Here is a 17,416-nt window from a genome sequence, read left to right as displayed (position 1 = left end):
GAGGGATCGAGCCCTTGGGGCTGCCGGTAGTCGTGCGGCTGCTGCGGGCGGACGGTGGCGTACGGATCGTGCTCCTGGTAGCCGCCGAGACGGGGCTGCTGCCAGGACAGGTCCTCCTGGGTACGCGGCCACGCACCGGGATCGGGGCGCTGCTGCTGGTAGTCCGGGTAGGCCGGGCGTACCGACGGCATGCCGTCGTCCGACGGGCGGTGCCCGTAGCTGTCGTATGTATCGCTCTGCCGCTGCTCGTCGTGCGGCGGGCCCTGGTAGCGGTGCTGCTGAGGCACGGCCGGAGCAGGCGGTGTGGGCTCGGCCGCCGAGTCGTCGACGGTGATGGCGATCCGGATGGGCCGGCCGCACTCATGGCTCAGGGTCTCGCTGATGAGAGGAGCGAGCCGTCCTTCCAGGACGCGCTTTCCCCACTCGTTGGGGACGGCGAGCAGGGCGGTGTCGGCCACGAGGGCGAGAGGCTGGCAGCGCTCGATCCACTGCTTGTCCTTGGGCTCGACGCCCTGCTGGCCCTCCCTGAGGAGCTGCTCCAGCACTCGTGGCCACACTGCGGCAAGATCGGCAGGTACATCAGCCACAAGGCACGCTCTCTCGCAGGTCCCACGAATGTGTGGTTCTCGGGACGGGATGGGAAGACCGGCAGGAAACGAAGCCGGAGTTCAGCCACGGTAGTCACGGCGACCCACGCGGTTCAAGTTGTTGTCCACAGCCTGTGCACAATGGCGCCCGGCACAGAGCTGGTTTGACCGGATGGCGTAGCCGCGCGTACCGTGACCAGGTCGAGTTGTCGATGGCTGCTGCCGCCTGCCTCCGATGGGCAAAGATCACGATCTGTGGTTGTGAAGCGGTGCACTCGGGCGTAAACGCGAGCTACTCGTGGGCGCACGGTGACAGCCAGGCGATGTCCCGCCATCCCACACATCATCTCTGGAGCCCCCGAGTGAGCAAGCGCACCTTCCAGCCGAACAACCGTCGTCGCGCCAAGACCCACGGCTTCCGGCTGCGGATGCGTACCCGTGCCGGCCGCGCGATTCTCGCGAACCGCCGTGGCAAGGGTCGCGCCCGTCTGTCCGCCTGATCGCCGTCAGGTCATGACGTGCTGCCTACCGAGAATCGGCTGAGGCGGCGCGAGGAGTTCGCGGCCGCGGTTCGCCGAGGTCGCCGGGCCGGACGCCCGCTTCTTGTCGTCCATCTACGCAGCGGTGCAATGGACCCGCACGCGCCTGGGGAGAGCGCCTCCCCGACGCGTGCGGGTTTCGTCGTAAGCAAGGCCGTGGGCGGTGCCGTCGTACGTAACCAGGTGAAGCGCAGACTTCGTCATCTGATACGTGAACGACTGCCCGAGCTGCCCCCCGGTAGCCTGGTTGTCGTACGGGCGCTGCCCGGAGCGGGTGACGCCGATCATGCACAACTGGCCCGAGACCTGGATGCCGCTCTCCGGCGGCTGCTGGGAGGGGGCACGCGATGAAATACCCGCTGCTGGCTCTTATCAAGCTGTATCAGTGGACGATCAGCCCGCTGCTGGGGCCCGTCTGCCGGTACTACCCGTCGTGTTCGCACTACGGATATACGGCCATCGACCGGCATGGCGCGGTGAAGGGCACGGCGCTGACCGCTTGGCGCATCCTGCGGTGCAATCCGTGGTCGCCGGGCGGTGTGGACCATGTCCCACCGCGTAAACGTCCACGGTGGCACGAACTGCTGCGCAATGCGTGGCGCGGCAGTAAGGGCGGGCACTCCGCCGCTGGCGTGCCTTCCGGGGGACCGGCCCCCGAAACTCCCAGTCCAGCCGCAGAGACCTCGTCCAAAGCTCAAGGAGCCTGATTAGTGGACACGATTGCCAGTTTTTTCAGTTTTATCACCACACCTGTTTCATGGGTCATTGTCCAGTTCCACGCGCTGTACGGGACGATCTTCGGCCCTGACACCGGCTGGGCCTGGGGACTGTCCATCGTGTCCCTGGTGGTGCTGATCCGGATCTGTCTGATTCCGCTCTTTGTGAAGCAGATCAAGTCGACCCGGAATATGCAGGTGCTCCAGCCCAAGATGAAAGCGATCCAGGAGCGCTACAAAAACGACAAACAGCGTCAGTCCGAAGAGATGATGAAGCTGTACAAGGAGACGGGCACCAATCCGCTCTCCTCATGTCTTCCCATCCTGGCGCAGTCACCGTTCTTCTTCGCCCTGTACCACGTGCTCTCCAGCATCGCGAGCGGCAAGACGATCGGTGTCATCAACCAGTCGCTGCTGGACAGCGCGCGTCAGGCGCATATCTTCGGCGCCCCGCTGGCCGCCAAGTTCACCGACAGCAGTGACAAGGTCGCGTCCCTGAGCGCCTCGCTGACCGATGTACGTGTGGTCACCGCGATCATGATCGTTCTGATGTCGGCCTCGCAGTTCTACACCCAGCGCCAGCTGATGACCAAGAACGTCGACCTGACGGTCAAGACGCCGTACATGCAGCAGCAGAAGATGCTCATGTACATCTTCCCGCTGATCTTCGCCGTCACCGGTATCAACTTCCCGGTCGGTGTGCTCGTCTACTGGCTGACCACCAACGTGTGGACCATGGGCCAGCAGATGTATGTGATCAACCAGAACCCGACGCCGGGCAGCAAGGCGCAGGACCAGTACCTCCAGCGGCTGCTCAAGAGCATCACCGCCCACAGCGAGGTCCGGTCCCGTCGTAAGCGCAATATCGTCAAGGCGATCGTGGCCAAGGGGCCCGACCGCAACGACAACGAGCGCAAGTTTGTGACGGGCCTGGCCAAGGTGGGGCTGGCCGCCCAGGCCGACGGCACGGTGATCAGGAGTGAGACCGCCTCCGCCGAGGCCGAGTCCGGCGGTGCGGCGAGGAGGCAGCAGCCGAAGCGCCAGACCAAGGCGCAGCGGCAGGCCGCCGCCGCTGCCCATCCGGGTACGGAGAAGCCGGCCGAGGCCAAGGACTCCGAGGCCGCCGACGACATGGCGAAGACCTCGTTGCAGAAGAAGGACGAGCCGCAGGACACCAAGTCCAAGCCGACGGGCAAGCCCACCGCCGGTTCCGCACGCCAAGCCAAGTCGGGGCAGCGTAAGGGCCCGCAGCGGCCCAAGCACCCGTCCAAGAAGTAAGAAGGAGTCCATCCGTGACGGAAGGCACCATCTCCGCCGCCGAGGGGGGCGACACCCTGACCCGCCTGGAGCAGGAAGGGGAGATCGCGGCCGACTACCTCGAAGGTCTGCTCGATATCGCTGATCTCGACGGCGACATCGATATGGACGTCGAGGCCGACCGGGCCGCGGTCTCGATCATCAGTGACTCGGGCGGCCGGGATCTGCAGAAGCTGGTGGGACGCGACGGTGAAGTGCTGGAGGCACTTCAGGAGCTGACACGGCTCGCGGTCCACCGGGAGACCGGGGACCGCAGCCGGCTGATGCTGGATATCGCGGGCTTCCGGGCCAAGAAGCGCACCGAGCTGGCCGAGCTGGGTGCCAAGGCCGCGGACGAGGTGAAGAGCACCGGTGAGCCGGTGAAGCTGAACCCCATGACACCCTTCGAGCGGAAGGTTGTGCATGACGCGGTCGCCGCCGCGGGTCTGCGCAGCGAGTCCGAGGGCGAGGAGCCCCAGCGCTTCGTCGTGGTGCTCCCGGCCTGACCGGTCCATCGCTTTCCGGCCCCGTCTGTTCCGCAGGCGGGGCCGATTTTTGCCAGCCCTGATAGTCAGCCACCGCTCGGTGGTTCGGTATGGAAGGACGGTTCCCGTGACGGAAGCAGCAGAGCTTCCCCCTGCACCGGACGCGGCGCGTGCTGTCTTCGGTGAGTTCTTTCCCGAGGCTGTCCGCTACGCGGAGCTGCTGGCGGACGCGGGGGTCAAGCGCGGTCTGATCGGTCCACGCGAGGTACCACGGCTGTGGGAGCGGCATCTGCTGAACTGCGCGGTGCTCTCCGAGGTGGTGCCCGAGGGCGTAATGGTCTGCGACGTCGGTTCGGGGGCCGGGCTTCCCGGGATTCCGCTGGCGCTGGTACGGCCGGATCTGAAGATCACGCTGCTGGAGCCGCTGCTGCGGCGGACCAACTTTCTCCAGGAAGTGGTCGAGCTGCTGGGCCTGGACCATGTCACGGTGGTGCGTGGCCGTGCCGAGGAGGTCCTCGGCACACTCCAGCCGGTGCATGTGGTGACCGCGCGTGCGGTGGCTCCGCTGGACCGTCTGGCGGGCTGGGGCGTGCCGCTGCTGCGTCCGTACGGCGAGATGCTGGCACTTAAGGGCGACACGGCCGAGGAGGAGATCAAGGGGGCTCGCGCGGCGCTGAGCAAGCTCGGTGTCCTGGAGACCTCGGTGCTCCAGGTCGGAGAAGGTATCGTCGACCCGCTGGCCACCGTGGTGCGGGTTGAGGTCGGGGAGAGTCCCGGTGGAGTGAGGTTCGCCACGAAGCGGGCCAAGGCCGCGCGAGCGGGCCGTGCGCGGCGACGCCGCTGAGCCGTACCGGCCTACGCCGCCTACCGGTGGTGCTCCATACAAGCTGCCCTGCCTATGCAGTGCGGAGTGTCGTGACGATCTAGACCTGCGGCGCGTGCATCGTGTTTCACGTGAAACGTCGCTCACTGCTACAAGGAATCATCGACCGTGGCCGCGCGGCTTCCACACCACGCGGCCGAAAGCCCCTCGTAAGGGGCACGGGGTTGTCCACAGATGTGGATTCATCCACAGAACCACGGGCCTCGCTGGTTCACGACCCCGAAAGCATGGCAGGCTCTCTTCATTGCGAGTCTGAAGTCGAGGAGAGTGAATCCTTGCGGTCCGACGCCAACATCGCGGGACCGATGACCGATCCGGTCCCCGGTCCCCGCACCGAGTCGGTGGGGGAGGATGTTTCACGTGAAACACCGCCCCCGATGGACGACACCCCCATTGGTCGCGCTGCCCAACTGGCGGTCGAGGCATTGGGCCGAGCCGGCGAGGGTCTGCCCCGTCCTGAGCAGACGCGTGTCATGGTCGTTGCCAATCAGAAGGGCGGAGTGGGGAAGACCACCACCACGGTCAACCTTGCCGCCTCGCTTGCGCTCCATGGCGCGCGCGTGCTGGTGATCGACCTCGATCCCCAGGGCAACGCCTCCACGGCGCTCGGTATCGACCATCATGCCGAAGTCCCCTCGATCTATGACGTCCTGGTGGAGAGCAAGCCACTCTCCGAGGTGGTCCAGCCCGTCCCGGACGTCGAAGGCCTCTTCTGTGCCCCCGCCACCATCGATCTCGCCGGTGCGGAGATTGAACTGGTGTCGCTGGTGGCACGGGAGAGCCGGCTTCAGCGGGCGATCGAGGCATATGAGCAGCCGTTGGATTACATCCTGATCGACTGCCCGCCCTCACTCGGCCTGCTGACCGTCAATGCGATGGTCGCCGGTGCGGAGGTGCTGATCCCCATCCAGTGCGAGTACTACGCGCTGGAAGGGCTGGGGCAGCTCCTGAGGAATGTCGATCTGGTGCGGGGACATCTCAATCCCGCGCTGCATGTGTCGACGATCCTGCTCACCATGTATGACGGCCGGACTCGGCTCGCCTCGCAGGTGGCGGAAGAGGTACGGAGTCACTTCGGCAACGAGGTGCTGCGGACGAGCATCCCTCGGTCCGTACGTATCTCGGAGGCACCGAGCTATGGCCAGACGGTGCTGACGTACGATCCAGGATCCAGTGGATCCCTGTCCTATCTCGAAGCCGCCCGCGAAATCGCACTCAGGGGGGTCGGGGTGCACTATGACGCCCAGCAGGCCCATGTGGGCAGCCAGAACAGTCAGCAGAGTATGTCGGAGGGGATCCAGTGAGCGAGCGACGTAGAGGATTGGGGCGTGGGCTCGGTGCGCTGATCCCTGCCGCTCCGCAGGAGTTGCAGGTGCCCGCTCCAGGAGTGGCCCCGGCGGCTCCCGGAGCGGCTCCGGTACTGACGGCGGACCGTGGTGTGGCCGCTGCGAAGGTGACCTCGCTGCCACAGGCCGCCATGGCACCGGACGCCGAGACGGTCACACACGAGTCGGAGGCGGTGCCCGAGCCGGCGGCGACCGCCGGGGCGCACTTCGCCGAGGTACCGATCGGCTCCATCACACCGAATCCTCGTCAGCCGCGTGAGGTGTTCGACGAGGACGCCCTGGCCGAGCTGGTGACCTCCATCAAAGAGGTGGGGCTCCTCCAGCCCGTGGTCGTACGGCAGGTGGGCCCGGAGCGCTATGAGCTCATCATGGGTGAGCGGCGCTGGCGGGCCTGCCGGGAGGCCGGTCTGGAGCGTATTCCGGCGATCGTCCGTGCGACGGACGACGAGAAGCTGTTGCTCGACGCGCTGCTGGAGAATCTCCACCGTGCCCAGCTCAATCCGCTGGAAGAGGCCGCGGCGTACGACCAGTTGCTCAAGGACTTCAACTGCACGCATGACCAGCTCGCCGACCGGATCGGCCGCTCCCGTCCGCAGGTCTCCAATACGCTGCGACTGCTCCGGCTCTCTCCCCCGGTACAACGCAGGGTCGCGGCCGGAGTGCTGTCGGCCGGTCATGCGCGGGCCCTTCTGTCGGTGGACGACTCCGAGGAGCAGGACCGGCTGGCGCATCGCATCGTGGCCGAAGGGCTCTCGGTGCGTGCGGTGGAGGAGATCGTGACTCTGATGGGCTCGCGTCCGCAGAGCACGCCCAAGGCAAAGGGACCGAGGGCCGGTGCCCGGCTGTCGCCGGCGCTGACCGATCTGGCCTCACGTCTCTCGGACCGCTTCGAGACCCGGGTGAAGGTCGACCTGGGCCAGAAGAAGGGAAAGATCGTTGTCGAGTTCGCCTCGATGGACGATCTGGAACGGATTCTCGGCACTCTCGCTCCCGGCGAGGGACGCGTCCTGGACAAGGGACTCTCCGGTGATACCGGGGAGGACGACGACGAGAGCTGAGGTTCTCGCGCTGCCATCGGGCGGGCTGTGTTCCATGCTTACCGGAACACAGCCCGCCCTTTGCTGTCCCTCGGTGTGCCAGGTGGCTCTGGGTGGATACGATGCGTTCTGGTATGGCGCATCCACCTTGATCACCTCAGAAGGAGAACGAGGGCCATGCGATCGGTGAGCCGCAGTCAACTGGTGTCAGCAGGACTGAGTCTTGGAGTGATCGGCGGCTTTGTCGGTGGCCTGCTTCGGGAACGGAGTGCGCTGACAACCGCCCGTGGCGCGGCAGGCGAAGGAAGTGGAGAACAGCCTTCATGGGGCGTCGGCTCGTACCGCTCACGCTGGACAACCTTCCGGATCTCCCCAAGCGCTGTCGTGCGTGTGTCTTCTGGGAGCTCGATCCGGTCAGTGGGGAAGCCGCGGTGAGAGCCGGCAGATCCGAGGTGGAGAAGGAAGCCTGGATCTCGGCCGTCCTGCTGGAGTGGGGATCCTGCGGCCGTGTGGTCTATGTGGACGATCTGCCGGTGGGCTTTGTGCTCTACGCACCCCCGGCGTATGTGCCGCGCTCGATGGCCTTTCCGACGAGCCCTGTCTCTCCGGACGCGGCCCAGCTCATGACCGCCTGGATCAAGCCGGGCTATCAGGGACAGGGGCTCGGGCGGGTGATGGTGCAGACCGTGGCCAAAGATCTGCTGCGGCGGGAGTTCAAGGCGATCGAGGCGTTCGGTGATGCCCGCTGGAAGGAGCCGGCCTGTGTACTGCCCGCGGATCATCTGCTGGCGGTGGGCTTCAAGACCGTACGGCCCCATCCACGGCATCCACGGCTGAGGCTGGAGCTGCGGACGACGCTCTCCTGGAAAGAGGATGTGGAGCTGGCGCTGGACCGGCTGCTGGGCGCCGTGAAGAAGGAACCGGCGCTCCGGCCGCTCTGAGTGCTCCGAAGCGGAACAGAAACGGGCTCGTTCCCCCGGCCGGGGGAACGAGCCCGTTTCACGTGAAACATTGGGGCCGACTGTCGCTGGTGCCGCGCACCGACTACTCGCCGATGAAGCTCTCCAGGTCGCGCATCAGCGCGGCCTTGGGCTTGGCACCGACGATGGTCTTGGCGACCTCGCCGTTCTGGTAGACATTCAGCGTCGGGATGGACATGACGCCGTACTTGGCTGCGGTGGCCGGGTTGTCGTCGATGTTGAGCTTGACGATCTCGATCTTGTCGCCGTGCTCGGCCGCAATGGCTTCGAGCGACGGGGCGATCTGGCGGCAAGGTCCGCACCAGGCGGCCCAGAAGTCCACCAGTACGGGCTTGTCGCTCTTGAGGACATCCTGCTCGAACGACTCGTCGGTCACATGCTTCAGGTCGCCGGCCACGGCGGCCTCCTTAGGTCTATGAGGTGTGGGTCGGTACAGAGGTTCAGACGGTGGCGGTCTTCTCCGGCTCGGCGTGCTCGCTGTCGCTCAGCGCGGCGAGGAAGCGCTCGGCGTCGAGAGCCGCGGAGCAGCCGGTACCCGCAGCGGTGATCGCCTGGCGGTAGGTGTGGTCCACGACATCACCGGCACCGAAGACACCGGACAGATTGGTCCGTGTCGACGGAGCGTCGACGGTGAGGTAGCCCTCGCTGTCCAGATCGAGCTGGCCCTTGAACAGCTCGGTCCGCGGGTCATGGCCCACCGCGATGAACAGACCGGTCACCGGGAGAGCCGAGAGCTCACCGGTCTTGGTGTTGCGGAGGGTCAGTCCGGAGAGCTTCTGATCGCCGTGGATCTCCGCGACCTCGCTGTCCCAGGCGAACTTGATCTTCGGGTCGGAGAAGGCGCGGTCCTGCATGGCCTTGGAGGCACGCAGCGTGTTCCGGCGGTGGACGATCGTGACGGACTTGGCGAAGCGCGAAAGGAAGGTGGCTTCCTCCATCGCGGTGTCGCCACCGCCCACCACGGCGATGTCCTGTTCCTTGAAGAAGAAGCCGTCACAGGTGGCACACCAGGAGACACCGCGACCGGAGAGAGTGTCCTCGTTGGCCAGGCCGAGCTTGCGGTGCTGGGAGCCGGTCGTGACGATCACGGCCTTCGCCCGGTGTACCGTGCCCGCCGTGTCGGTGACCGTCTTGATGTCACCGGCGAGGTCGACGGAGATGACATCGTCCGGGACGAGCTCGGCGCCGAAGCGCTCCGCCTGTGCCCGCATGTTGTCCATCAGGTCCGGGCCCATGATGCCGTCGCGGAACCCCGGGAAGTTCTCCACATCGGTGGTGTTCATCAGCGCACCACCGGCGGTGACGGCGCCCTCGAAGACCAGCGGCTTCAGCGATGCACGCGCGGTGTACAGCGCGGCCGTATAGCCGGCGGGCCCGGAGCCGATAATGATCACATTACGGACGTCGCTCACGGGATTCTTCCTCGTCTCTGCAGACTGCCTACTGGGGCCGGATCAACGACTATCACCCCATCCAACGGATCCTACGGGTCCCGCATTCCCGAGGCTCCCCGTGGCACCGCAGGTGTCGTCAGCGGCGCGGGTAGGCGTGTGTCAGTAGAACTTTGCCCTTGGCCGAGGAACGGTTGTCCACGCAGGTGGCATCGACCACATACGCCTGGATCTGGCTGCTGTCGGTGGAGTGGGACAGAACGACGAGATAGGCCCGGCTGCCCTGATACATGCCCTGCTGGGCGGCGAGGACGGGCTCGGTACGTCCGATGCCCTGCTCGATACAGGGCGGCACCTCGGGCGTGGGCCGAAGCAGAGGTGCGTTCGAGCCGCTCCGCTCACGCGGAGGGACATCCTGCCCGGTGCCCGGCTCCTTGGTCTCCGCATCCGCTGCCGGGCCGGAGGCCAGCAGCGCGTCCACGCTGCTCTGGAGCCGGTCCTCGGTGAACTCTTCACCGTCGCTCTTCGTGGAACTGAGTGCCGAGCCGGTCTGAGCGTCGATGTCGGCGGTGCTCGAATTGAGCGACTGAAGCAGCAGAACACTCACACCCACGGCGGCTGTGCCGAAGACAGCCCCCAGAACGGCGGTACGGCGGCGACGTCGGCTTTGAGCGGTGCGACCGGGGCCCGTGGCCGCCCTCGGCCGACCGGCCGGGCGGCCTGCCCGTACGGCCTCGGCCGACGAGGCGTCCACCGACGACACGTCCGGCGCCGAGGCCTCTGCCGATACGGAGGCGTCCGACTCGGCGGGCGCCTCGGAAGGGCGCGATGTTTCACGTGAAACATGCGCGGTCTCGTCGGGCGCGGTCGCGTTCAGGAGCGCCTCTGCCGCCAGTGCGGCATCGATGCGCTCAGCGACATCGGTCGGCATCCGGGGCGGTCCGGGCAGGGTGCCGAGCAGTCCCCTGATCTCTTCAAGTGAGTCATGAACATCGGCACAGAGCGCGCAGCCGTCCAGATGGTTCCTTATATCGGCGGCACGGGACGGTGGGAGCAGGCCTTCCGTCAGGTCGGAGATCTCCGAGACATCCGGGTGCTGAGCCATGTCGGTCGTCGATGTCATGCGCGCCCACCTCCGCCCTTCACTCCAGCGGGATCACTTGGCCCTGAATCCCTTGGTGCTGATGCCGGTGGGACGGATGCCCCTGGCGTCCGGTTCCTTCCCCTGCCGAGATCGCTGTTACCCCCGGTGTCTGCTCGTAGATGAGTGAGCATGGGGAGCAATCTGGCCCGGCCACGGGCGCAGCGGCTTTTCACCGTTCCGGTGGGGACACCCAGGATCGCGGCGGCCTCCGCCACCGGGTAGCCCTGCATATCGACCAGCACCAGAGCCGCCTGCTGGTCGACGGGGAGTTTGGCCAGGGCCGCCAGCAGCTCACGGTGGAGGTCCTGGCGCTCGGCGGGGGCCTCCGCCGACTCATGCGGCTCCAGGAGCTGCTCCAGCCGCTCGGTGTCGTCCACGGGAGAGGTCTTGCGGGAGGCGGCCTTGCGGGCCCGGTCGAGACAGGCATTCACGGTGATCCGGTGCAGCCAGGTGGTCACCGCGGACTGACCGCGGAAGGTATGGGCCGCCCGGAAGGCGGAGACCAGGGCATCCTGCACCGCGTCCGCCGCTTCCTCCCGGTCGCCGAGAGTCCGTACGGCGACGGCCCAGAGCCGGTCGCGGTGGCGCCGTACCAGTTCACCGAAGGCATGAGGGTCGCCTGCGACATGAGCGCTCAGCAGGTCCTGGTCACTTGTATCGCCGAGTGCGACGTCGTCCAACGGTGAGCCCCCTCCCCTGGTCCGGTCGGCTCTCCTGATCCGGTCAGCCGGTGATCTTGATCTCCGAGATACCGCCCCGGAAGAGAGAAGCGGATCCGTCGTTGGGCAGTTCGGTGATGTGGATCAATACGTATCGGGTTCGCACGGGCTTGTCGAGCGCGCGCTTCAGGGTCTTTCCGACCGTCTCCAGCTTGGTAAGGCGCTGAGGGAAGTCCGAGAGGCCGGTCGGAGCCGATACGTCCGGGTCGGCGGCGAGTACTTCCGCCGTGTGGCCCGCGCGGTACATGTCGAGGTCGATGCCCGACACATCCTGCACGCTGCCGAGATCAACGATTATCCCGCTGCCGTCCTTGCGGTTGGGGAGATTGCCGAAGTTGGCGTAGCCCTTGTACTGGAGCGTGATCCAGGAGGTGCCGGATTTCCCGTCGATGGCGTTCGGTACCAGTTCCGGCTTTATTCCGGCCCCGCTGGGCATGAACTCGGTCGCGCCGGCGATCCGGAGCGGCTTCACGGGCTTGGCCGGCTTGTCCCCGTCTCCCGTGGTGGTCTCGGTGGGCGGGGCGTCGTTCCCCGTGTTCCTTTGGTCCAGAAGGCGGTCGGCGACCTGCCAGCTTCCAAGGCCCAGGGCGGCGATGAGGAGCGCGGCGACGGTCCATTTGAGGGCCTTGCCGGTACGGCCCTGGAGCGGGGGCGGCGGAGGCGCCACCGGCGGAGTGGGCATCGCTCCGAGGCCCGCCTGGGTGCGCCCGTAGGTGCCCTGCTGATAGGTGGTGCGCTGGTACTCCGGCGGGGCCGTGAAGGTGGGCTCAGGCCGACGGATACGGGGCATCTCCGCGACCGCGGCGGCCAGCTCGTCCGGGGTGGTGCACGGCGGCTCCTGACGGGACGCGGTGGCGCCGTCATTGATCAGGGCCCGCATGGCGAGCTCCGAGAGACCGCGATGGACTCCCGCGCGCACCTGGTCGGGCGCGATCAGCCCGACACCCTTGGGCAGGCCGGAGAGACCGTAGGCATCGGTTTCGTACGGCCAGCGCTGTGTCAGCGCGGCGTAGAGAAGCGCACCGATGGCCTCCGTGTCGGTGCGCTGCGGCCGGTCTGCGCGGATGCCGCGCAGCGCGGCGTTCACGGCCAGACCGCGGATCCGGTACTGACCGGTGGATGTCCGCAGGACCGCTCCGGGAGTCAGTCGCAGATGGGCGAGGCCTTCGCGGTGGGCCGCCGCCATGGCCTGGGAGACCTGGCTCACCAGTTGGTAGGCGTCATGGGCCTCCATCGGGCCCGAGGCGAGGAGCGCGGTGAGTTCCACGGCGTCCGGCAGCCACTCGTGGACGACATAGACGAGGTCGTTCTCCTCGACCGCGTCCAGAACCTGGACGAAGCGCGGGTCGCCGAGCAGGGCGGCGGAGCGGGCCGCCGCGAGCACGGAACGGGCCCGCGGATGGCCGGCGGGGAGGAGGTGCACGCCGACGGCACGGCGCAGCTTCTCGTCCACGGCACGCCAGCTGCTGAAACCGTCCAGACGGGTGACGCACTCCTCCAGGCGGTAGCGTCTGGCGAGTTTATGGCCGCTGTGCAGCTCGGGCGTCGCGATGCCCGGCACGGAGCTCCGCTGCTCGCTGCCCGTGTCCGGTGCGGACTTCTCCGCCGTGTCCTGGGCTTTCGCCACCCCGTCGGCCGTGGCCTTGTCCGCCTTGGCGGTCAGCGGCTCATCACCGCTGTTGTCGGCCACGTCGACGGCAGCCGTGCTACGTTCCGCCACCGTCGCTCCTGCCTCCCCATCCGTTGCGCGCTATCCAACAGCCAAGCCAATTGTGCCCACAGTCGGACGCTATGCACGACACGCGGCAGCCGACGATGGTTGTGCTCGGCCGTGCCGTTCTACCGGCCGAGGCGTCCGCGCACCATGCCGACCATGGAGTTCAGCTCTTCGATCCGCATCTTCTTCGCGGCGACGAAGAAGATGCCCAGCAGGACGATGCCACCGCCGATCAGTGCCACCAGCGACGCCAGAGCGCCGCTGCCGAGCGTGTTGAGGACGACATACGCGAGCGCGCCGGCCGCGAGGGCTCCGGGTACGGACGCCAGGCAGAGCCGGGCGTACGTGCGCAGGACGCGCCCGCCGTCCAGATCCCCGCCCAGCCGGTTCCGCAGCCTGCGCCAGGCGATACCGACACCGACCGCGTAGGCCAGACCGTACGAGGCGGCCATGCCGACCACGGCCCAGCGGGACGGCAGCACCACATAGCAGCCGGCCGAGGCCGCGGCGTTCACCACGGCGACGATGACGGTGTTGTAGAAGGGGGTCCGGGTGTCCTCGTAGGCGTAGAAGCCACGCAGCACCACGTACTGGACGGAGTAGGGGATCAGTCCGAGGGCGAACGCCATCAGGATGAAGCCCATGGACCGTGCCGATTCCAGACCGCTGGACGAGAACATCAGGATGGACGTCGGAACGCCGAGCGAGAGGAACGCGAAGGCGATCGGGACGATGGCGACCGCCGAATTGCGCAGCCCCTGGGAGATGTCGTCGCGGACCGCGCCCGGGTCGCCGTCGTGGGCGGCGCGGGAGATCCGCGGCAGCAGCGCGGCCATGACCGAGACGGTGATGATGGCCTGCGGCATGCCCCAGATCAACTGGGCGTTGCTGTAGGCGAGGATGCCGGTTCCGTCCTTGCCGGAGGCCTCGCCGGCGGCGGTGGCGAGCTGCGTGACGACGAGCACGCCGGCCTGGTTGGCGAGGACGAACAGGACGGTCCACTTGGCCAGCTTGACCGTCTTGCCCAGGCCATGGCCCTTCCAGTCGAAGCGCGGGCGGAACCGGAATCCGGTCTCACGCAGATACGGGATCATCGCCAGGGCCTGGACGGCGAGGCCGAGCAGCGTACCGATGCCCAGCAGCCGCACGCCGTCCGCCGGGATGGTCTTGACCGTCATGTCCGAGTCGGCGGCGGTGCCGTACACCCAGATGAAGAGACCGAACGTGGCGATCATGACGATGTTGTTGAGGACCGGAGTCCACATCATCGCGCCGAACTTCCCGCGCGCGTTGAGGATCTGGCCCATCACCACATGCACACCCATGAAGAAGATCGTGGGCAGGCAGTAACGGGCGAAGGTGACGGCCACGTTGTTGGCGGCGGGGTCGCCGGCGATGGTGTCCGACATCAGCCGGACGAGCAGCGGCGCTCCGAACACGGCGAGGGCCACGATCGCGCCGAGGGCCACCATGACGAGCGTCAACAGCCGGTTGGCGTAGGCGACGCCACCGTCCTTGTCGTTCTTCATCGCCCGTACGAGCTGCGGTACGAAGACGGAGTTGAGGCCGCCGCCGACGGTGAGGATGTAGATCATCGTCGGCAGGGTGTAGGCGACGGTGAAGGAGTCACCGAGCAGCGCGGCGCCCAGGGCGGCGGTGATCACCAGGCTCCGTACGAAGCCGGTGAGCCGGGACACCAGTGTGCCCGCGGCCATCACCGCGCTCGACTTGAGCAGTCCCGCGGCCTTGCCCTGCTTCTTCGCCGGGGGCGGAGCGGGCGCGGCCACCGGTTCCGGCTCGGTGAGTGTCTGTCCCGTGCCCTGCTGGTCGCGGTAGAGATGCGCGAACGCGTCCTGCTCCGGGATCTCGTCACCGGCCCAGGAGACAAGGTCGTCGACGCCCGTGTACTGGGTGGTCCTCGGGTCGTCCCCGTAGGGCAGACGGCGGGAGGGACCGGAGGGCTCGGGCGGCGGGGTCTGCGCCCAGACACGCGGATCGGGGGCGTACTGCTGCGCGGGCGGCTGCTGGTACAGCGTCTGCGGATCCGGATAGGTGCCCGGCGGCGGAGGCGGGTGCGAGGCGCGGTCGTACAGCGCCTCGGTCACCGGATCCTGCGCGGAGAGGTCCTGCGCCCAGTAGGGGTCCCGGTTGTAGGCGTCCTGGACATAGGGATCCTGGGCGGACGGCGCGGAAGGCGGAACCTGGCCTGCCGGATCGCCGCCCGCGCCCTGTCCGCGGTCACCGTCGTACGGCGCGTTCATGGTTACCCCACCTCATCGTCCCCGGCCGACCGGCCACGACATCGCTCAACGGTCCACTTTCTCACCCGGGCCCGACGCGTCCGCGCTTTCTGGTGCGGTGTCCGGTGTCGGGTCACTCGGCTGCTCGGGTTCCGTGTCCTCCACGGCCCGCGCGGCGTCCGTGTCCTTCGTGTCGTGCGGGCCCTCCGTGCCGTCGGCAGCGGCTCCGTCGGCGGTGCCGGTGCCGTCGTCCATGGGCCCGGCGGCGGCCTTACGGGCCACCGCCCGCTTGCGCTGGCTGTACATCTTGACACCGGCGAGGACCAGCAGGAGCACACCGCCGGCGATGACGAGCATTACGGTGGGCGTGATCTCGGAGACCCTGACCTGGAAGGTCATGGGCCCGCCGTAGAGCTTGCCGTCCTCGGTGTAGAGCTGTGCGGTCACCTGGACCGGGCCGTTGGCATTGCCCGCTCCGGTGAACTTCACCGACTGGCTGTGCCCGCCGTCGATCTTGATGGGCCGCTCCGCCATACGCGCGCCGCCGTCGAGCTTGAGGCGCGTCGGCTTCTCGGACGTGAGGCGCAGCGTCAGATTCTGGACGCCCTGCACCAGCTTGTTCTGAACGGTCACCGGGATGGTCGCGCTGCGGCCGGACAAGGTGAGGACGGACTTCGGGATGAGCTGCACCTCGTTGGTGAGGCCCAGCAGATAGCTCTCCACCGTGTCGCGGTACTGCTGCGCCGAGTCCCGGTCGCCGCGCCAGGATGTCGACACCGCACGGCCGATCGCGTTGCCGAAGGGCGCGGCCACCCGGTCCGGTGAGCTCAGGATGGCCTTGAAGTTGTCCAGCCGGCTCTGCGTCCTCTGGATGTCGAGGAACGCCTGCGTGGGCAGCTCCTGGCCGCGCAGCTTCTTCGGGTAACGGCCGGAGCCGGGCACCTTGGTGGTGGCGTCGTCGTCGGGCGTGGCCGCCGCGGCGGTGATCAGATCGGACGGCTCCGTCCAGCGCTCGGTGTCCAGCCCGCGCAGCGCACGCGCCATCGACTGGGCCTGGGCCGCCGTCGGCATCCGCTGCGGGGCCACCACGATGCTGCGCTGGTTGTCGGGCTCCTGAAGGGTCAGGGCCAGCGACTGCGCGAGGAACTTCTGCACCGCCAGGGTGGAGCTGCCTGTCGCCGTCATATCGCCCTGGAAGGCGGTGGAGAGCCGGGTGTCGGCGACCACGGCCGTCGTCCCGCCACCGATGGGCCGTGCGGCGCTGGCGGTGTACGAGAGATTGTCCTGGAGGCTGTCGCTGCGGGTGATGACATGGTGGGCGCCCGCCGAGGTCGCGACATCGACGATCGAAGGATCGATCGCGCCGTCCACGGGCCAGGCGAAGTCGACGGACGGCTTCACATGGAGGACGGTCTCCACGGTCTTCCCGGCGACATCCGTGGCGGGCTGGAGATGGCTGAGCGCGCCGGAGACGTCCTTGCCGCGGTGGGCCAGCGACGCCAGATCCGGATCCCCGAACGGCAGGGCGACGACTTTACGGCCCTGTACGGCCTTCTCCAGTTCGTTGAGCCACTTGAGGGCCATCGCCTGGTTGGTGCCCGGGACGGTGGTGTTCCCGCTTCTGACCTGGTAGTTCCCGGTCATCGCGTCGGCGGTCGCGAGTAGATCGGGGTCGATGACCCAGGTGACGGGGAGCTGGTTGCCGAGGGAGACCATCTGCTCCAGCCGGCCGCCGGGGGCCAGCTCCTCGGCGAGGTCGTCGTTCTCGAAGACCGGCGTCTGCTGATCGTCCGAGCCGGTCTCCGCGGAGAGATGCGTCGACGAGATCAGCGGCCAGAGGTAGGTGAGCTCGGTCCGCTTCTCGGTGGCTTCGGGCTGCCAGGGCAGGAAGGTGCGCTGGATGCCCAGCAACTGGGCGTACGGCGCGGAGGAGGTCTGGCCAGTCAGCGAGACACCGAGCTGATAGACACCCTCGTCGTCGAGCCCGAGTTTGTTGACCGGTACGGAGAGGGTGAAGTCCTGAGGGATCCCGGAGGTGAGCTTCGGGATGGTGACCTTGTACTTGTCGCCGATCGGGGCCGTATCACCCGTGGAGTCGCTGGAGCGGGCCGAGGCGTCATCGATGGCGGTTCTGCCGAAGAGCCGCGGGCCTACCCTGAGATCCACCTGGGCATCGGTGATGGTCTTCTTGCCCTTGTTGGTGACCGTGCCGGAGATCGTGAGCGTGTCGCCCTGCACCGGCGCGCCGGGCGTCAGTGTGTTGAGCGCCACAGCGACCGTACGGGAACCATCGGCTGCCGGCGCGCCGACGGCCGCCTGGGCCGCTGGAGCCGCTG

The 17,416-nt window shown here is 67.5% G+C and carries 16 protein-coding genes and 1 pseudogene; 9 read left to right on the top strand and 8 right to left on the bottom strand.

The genetic code is table 11. The annotated features are described in order from the left end of the window. Window positions 1-587 (bottom strand): annotated as a pseudogene (locus GA0115259_RS10695) (chromosomal replication initiator protein DnaA); the annotation flags it as partial. A gap of 362 nt (window positions 588-949) precedes the next feature. On the opposite strand from GA0115259_RS10695, the gene rpmH reads away from it, so the two are divergent. The 9 genes from rpmH to GA0115259_RS10650 all read left to right on the top strand — a co-directional run bounded on the left by rpmH (window position 950) and on the right by GA0115259_RS10650 (window position 7,830). Beyond that, window positions 950-1,087, top strand: a complete 138-nt coding sequence (rpmH, locus tag GA0115259_RS10690; RefSeq protein ID WP_093594288.1) for a 50S ribosomal protein L34 — start codon at window positions 950-952, stop codon at window positions 1,085-1,087. Between the two features lie 18 nt (window positions 1,088-1,105). Next, complete coding sequence (rnpA, locus tag GA0115259_RS10685; RefSeq protein ID WP_079125033.1) at window positions 1,106-1,477, top strand: ribonuclease P protein component; 372 nt, start codon at window positions 1,106-1,108, stop codon at window positions 1,475-1,477. Next, window positions 1,474-1,833, top strand: a complete 360-nt coding sequence (yidD, locus tag GA0115259_RS10680; RefSeq protein ID WP_093594285.1) for a membrane protein insertion efficiency factor YidD — start codon at window positions 1,474-1,476, stop codon at window positions 1,831-1,833. The genes rnpA and yidD overlap by 4 nt, the downstream gene beginning before the upstream one ends. A 3-nt stretch (window positions 1,834-1,836) precedes the next feature. Continuing rightward, complete coding sequence (yidC, locus tag GA0115259_RS10675) at window positions 1,837-3,120, top strand: membrane protein insertase YidC (RefSeq protein WP_093594282.1); 1,284 nt, start codon at window positions 1,837-1,839, stop codon at window positions 3,118-3,120. 14 nt (window positions 3,121-3,134) lie between these two features. Next, window positions 3,135-3,644, top strand: a complete 510-nt coding sequence (locus GA0115259_RS10670) for a Jag family protein (protein WP_093594279.1) — start codon at window positions 3,135-3,137, stop codon at window positions 3,642-3,644. A gap of 106 nt (window positions 3,645-3,750) precedes the next feature. After that, window positions 3,751-4,467 (top strand): 16S rRNA (guanine(527)-N(7))-methyltransferase RsmG, encoded by a 717-nt coding sequence (gene rsmG / locus GA0115259_RS10665; RefSeq protein ID WP_093594276.1) that lies wholly within the window; start codon window positions 3,751-3,753, stop codon window positions 4,465-4,467. A gap of 266 nt (window positions 4,468-4,733) precedes the next feature. Further along, window positions 4,734-5,810: an AAA family ATPase gene (locus GA0115259_RS10660; protein WP_093594273.1), complete on the top strand. Its 1,077-nt coding sequence runs from the start codon at window positions 4,734-4,736 to the stop codon at window positions 5,808-5,810. Then, entirely contained in the window at window positions 5,807-6,910 is a 1,104-nt protein-coding gene (locus tag GA0115259_RS10655; RefSeq protein WP_093594270.1) for a ParB/RepB/Spo0J family partition protein, read from the top strand. Before GA0115259_RS10660 ends, GA0115259_RS10655 begins: the two co-directional genes overlap by 4 nt. Window positions 6,911-7,212: 302 nt before the next feature. Next, window positions 7,213-7,830 (top strand): GNAT family N-acetyltransferase, encoded by a 618-nt coding sequence (locus GA0115259_RS10650; protein WP_093594267.1) that lies wholly within the window; start codon window positions 7,213-7,215, stop codon window positions 7,828-7,830. Window positions 7,831-7,933: 103 nt separating this feature from the next. Here GA0115259_RS10650 and trxA read toward each other — a convergent pair whose 3' ends face one another. The 7 genes from trxA to GA0115259_RS10615 all read right to left on the bottom strand — a co-directional run. Then, window positions 7,934-8,266, bottom strand: coding sequence for a thioredoxin (trxA, locus tag GA0115259_RS10645; RefSeq protein WP_093594264.1), 333 nt, complete (start codon window positions 8,264-8,266; stop codon window positions 7,934-7,936). A gap of 43 nt (window positions 8,267-8,309) precedes the next feature. Then, a complete protein-coding gene (gene trxB / locus GA0115259_RS10640; RefSeq protein ID WP_093594261.1) occupies window positions 8,310-9,281 on the bottom strand; it encodes a thioredoxin-disulfide reductase in 972 nt (323 codons plus the stop codon). 118 nt (window positions 9,282-9,399) lie between these two features. Then, on the bottom strand, window positions 9,400-10,383 hold the full coding sequence (locus GA0115259_RS10635; RefSeq protein ID WP_093594258.1) for an anti-sigma factor: 984 nt from the start codon (window positions 10,381-10,383) through the stop codon (window positions 9,400-9,402). After that, a complete protein-coding gene (sigM, locus tag GA0115259_RS10630; protein ID WP_093594255.1) occupies window positions 10,380-11,084 on the bottom strand; it encodes an RNA polymerase sigma factor SigM in 705 nt (234 codons plus the stop codon). The genes GA0115259_RS10635 and sigM overlap by 4 nt, the downstream gene beginning before the upstream one ends. A gap of 43 nt (window positions 11,085-11,127) precedes the next feature. Then, the gene (locus GA0115259_RS10625; protein ID WP_093594252.1) at window positions 11,128-12,843 is read right to left on the bottom strand and encodes a protein kinase family protein; all 1,716 of its coding nucleotides are present in this window, start codon (window positions 12,841-12,843) and stop codon (window positions 11,128-11,130) included. 119 nt (window positions 12,844-12,962) lie between these two features. Further along, a complete protein-coding gene (gene murJ, locus GA0115259_RS10620; protein WP_093594249.1) occupies window positions 12,963-15,101 on the bottom strand; it encodes a murein biosynthesis integral membrane protein MurJ in 2,139 nt (712 codons plus the stop codon). A gap of 45 nt (window positions 15,102-15,146) precedes the next feature. Next, window positions 15,147-17,416, bottom strand: a 2,270-nt coding sequence (locus GA0115259_RS10615) for a DUF6049 family protein (protein WP_237539905.1), incomplete at its 5' end; no start/stop codon positions are given.

Origin of the sequence: Streptomyces sp. MnatMP-M17 (genome assembly GCF_900091995.1) — a bacterium.
Taxonomy (GTDB): domain Bacteria; phylum Actinomycetota; class Actinomycetes; order Streptomycetales; family Streptomycetaceae; genus Streptomyces.
The sequence above is the reverse complement of the archived record's forward strand: the minus strand, read 5'-3'. Positions and strand labels throughout refer to the sequence as shown.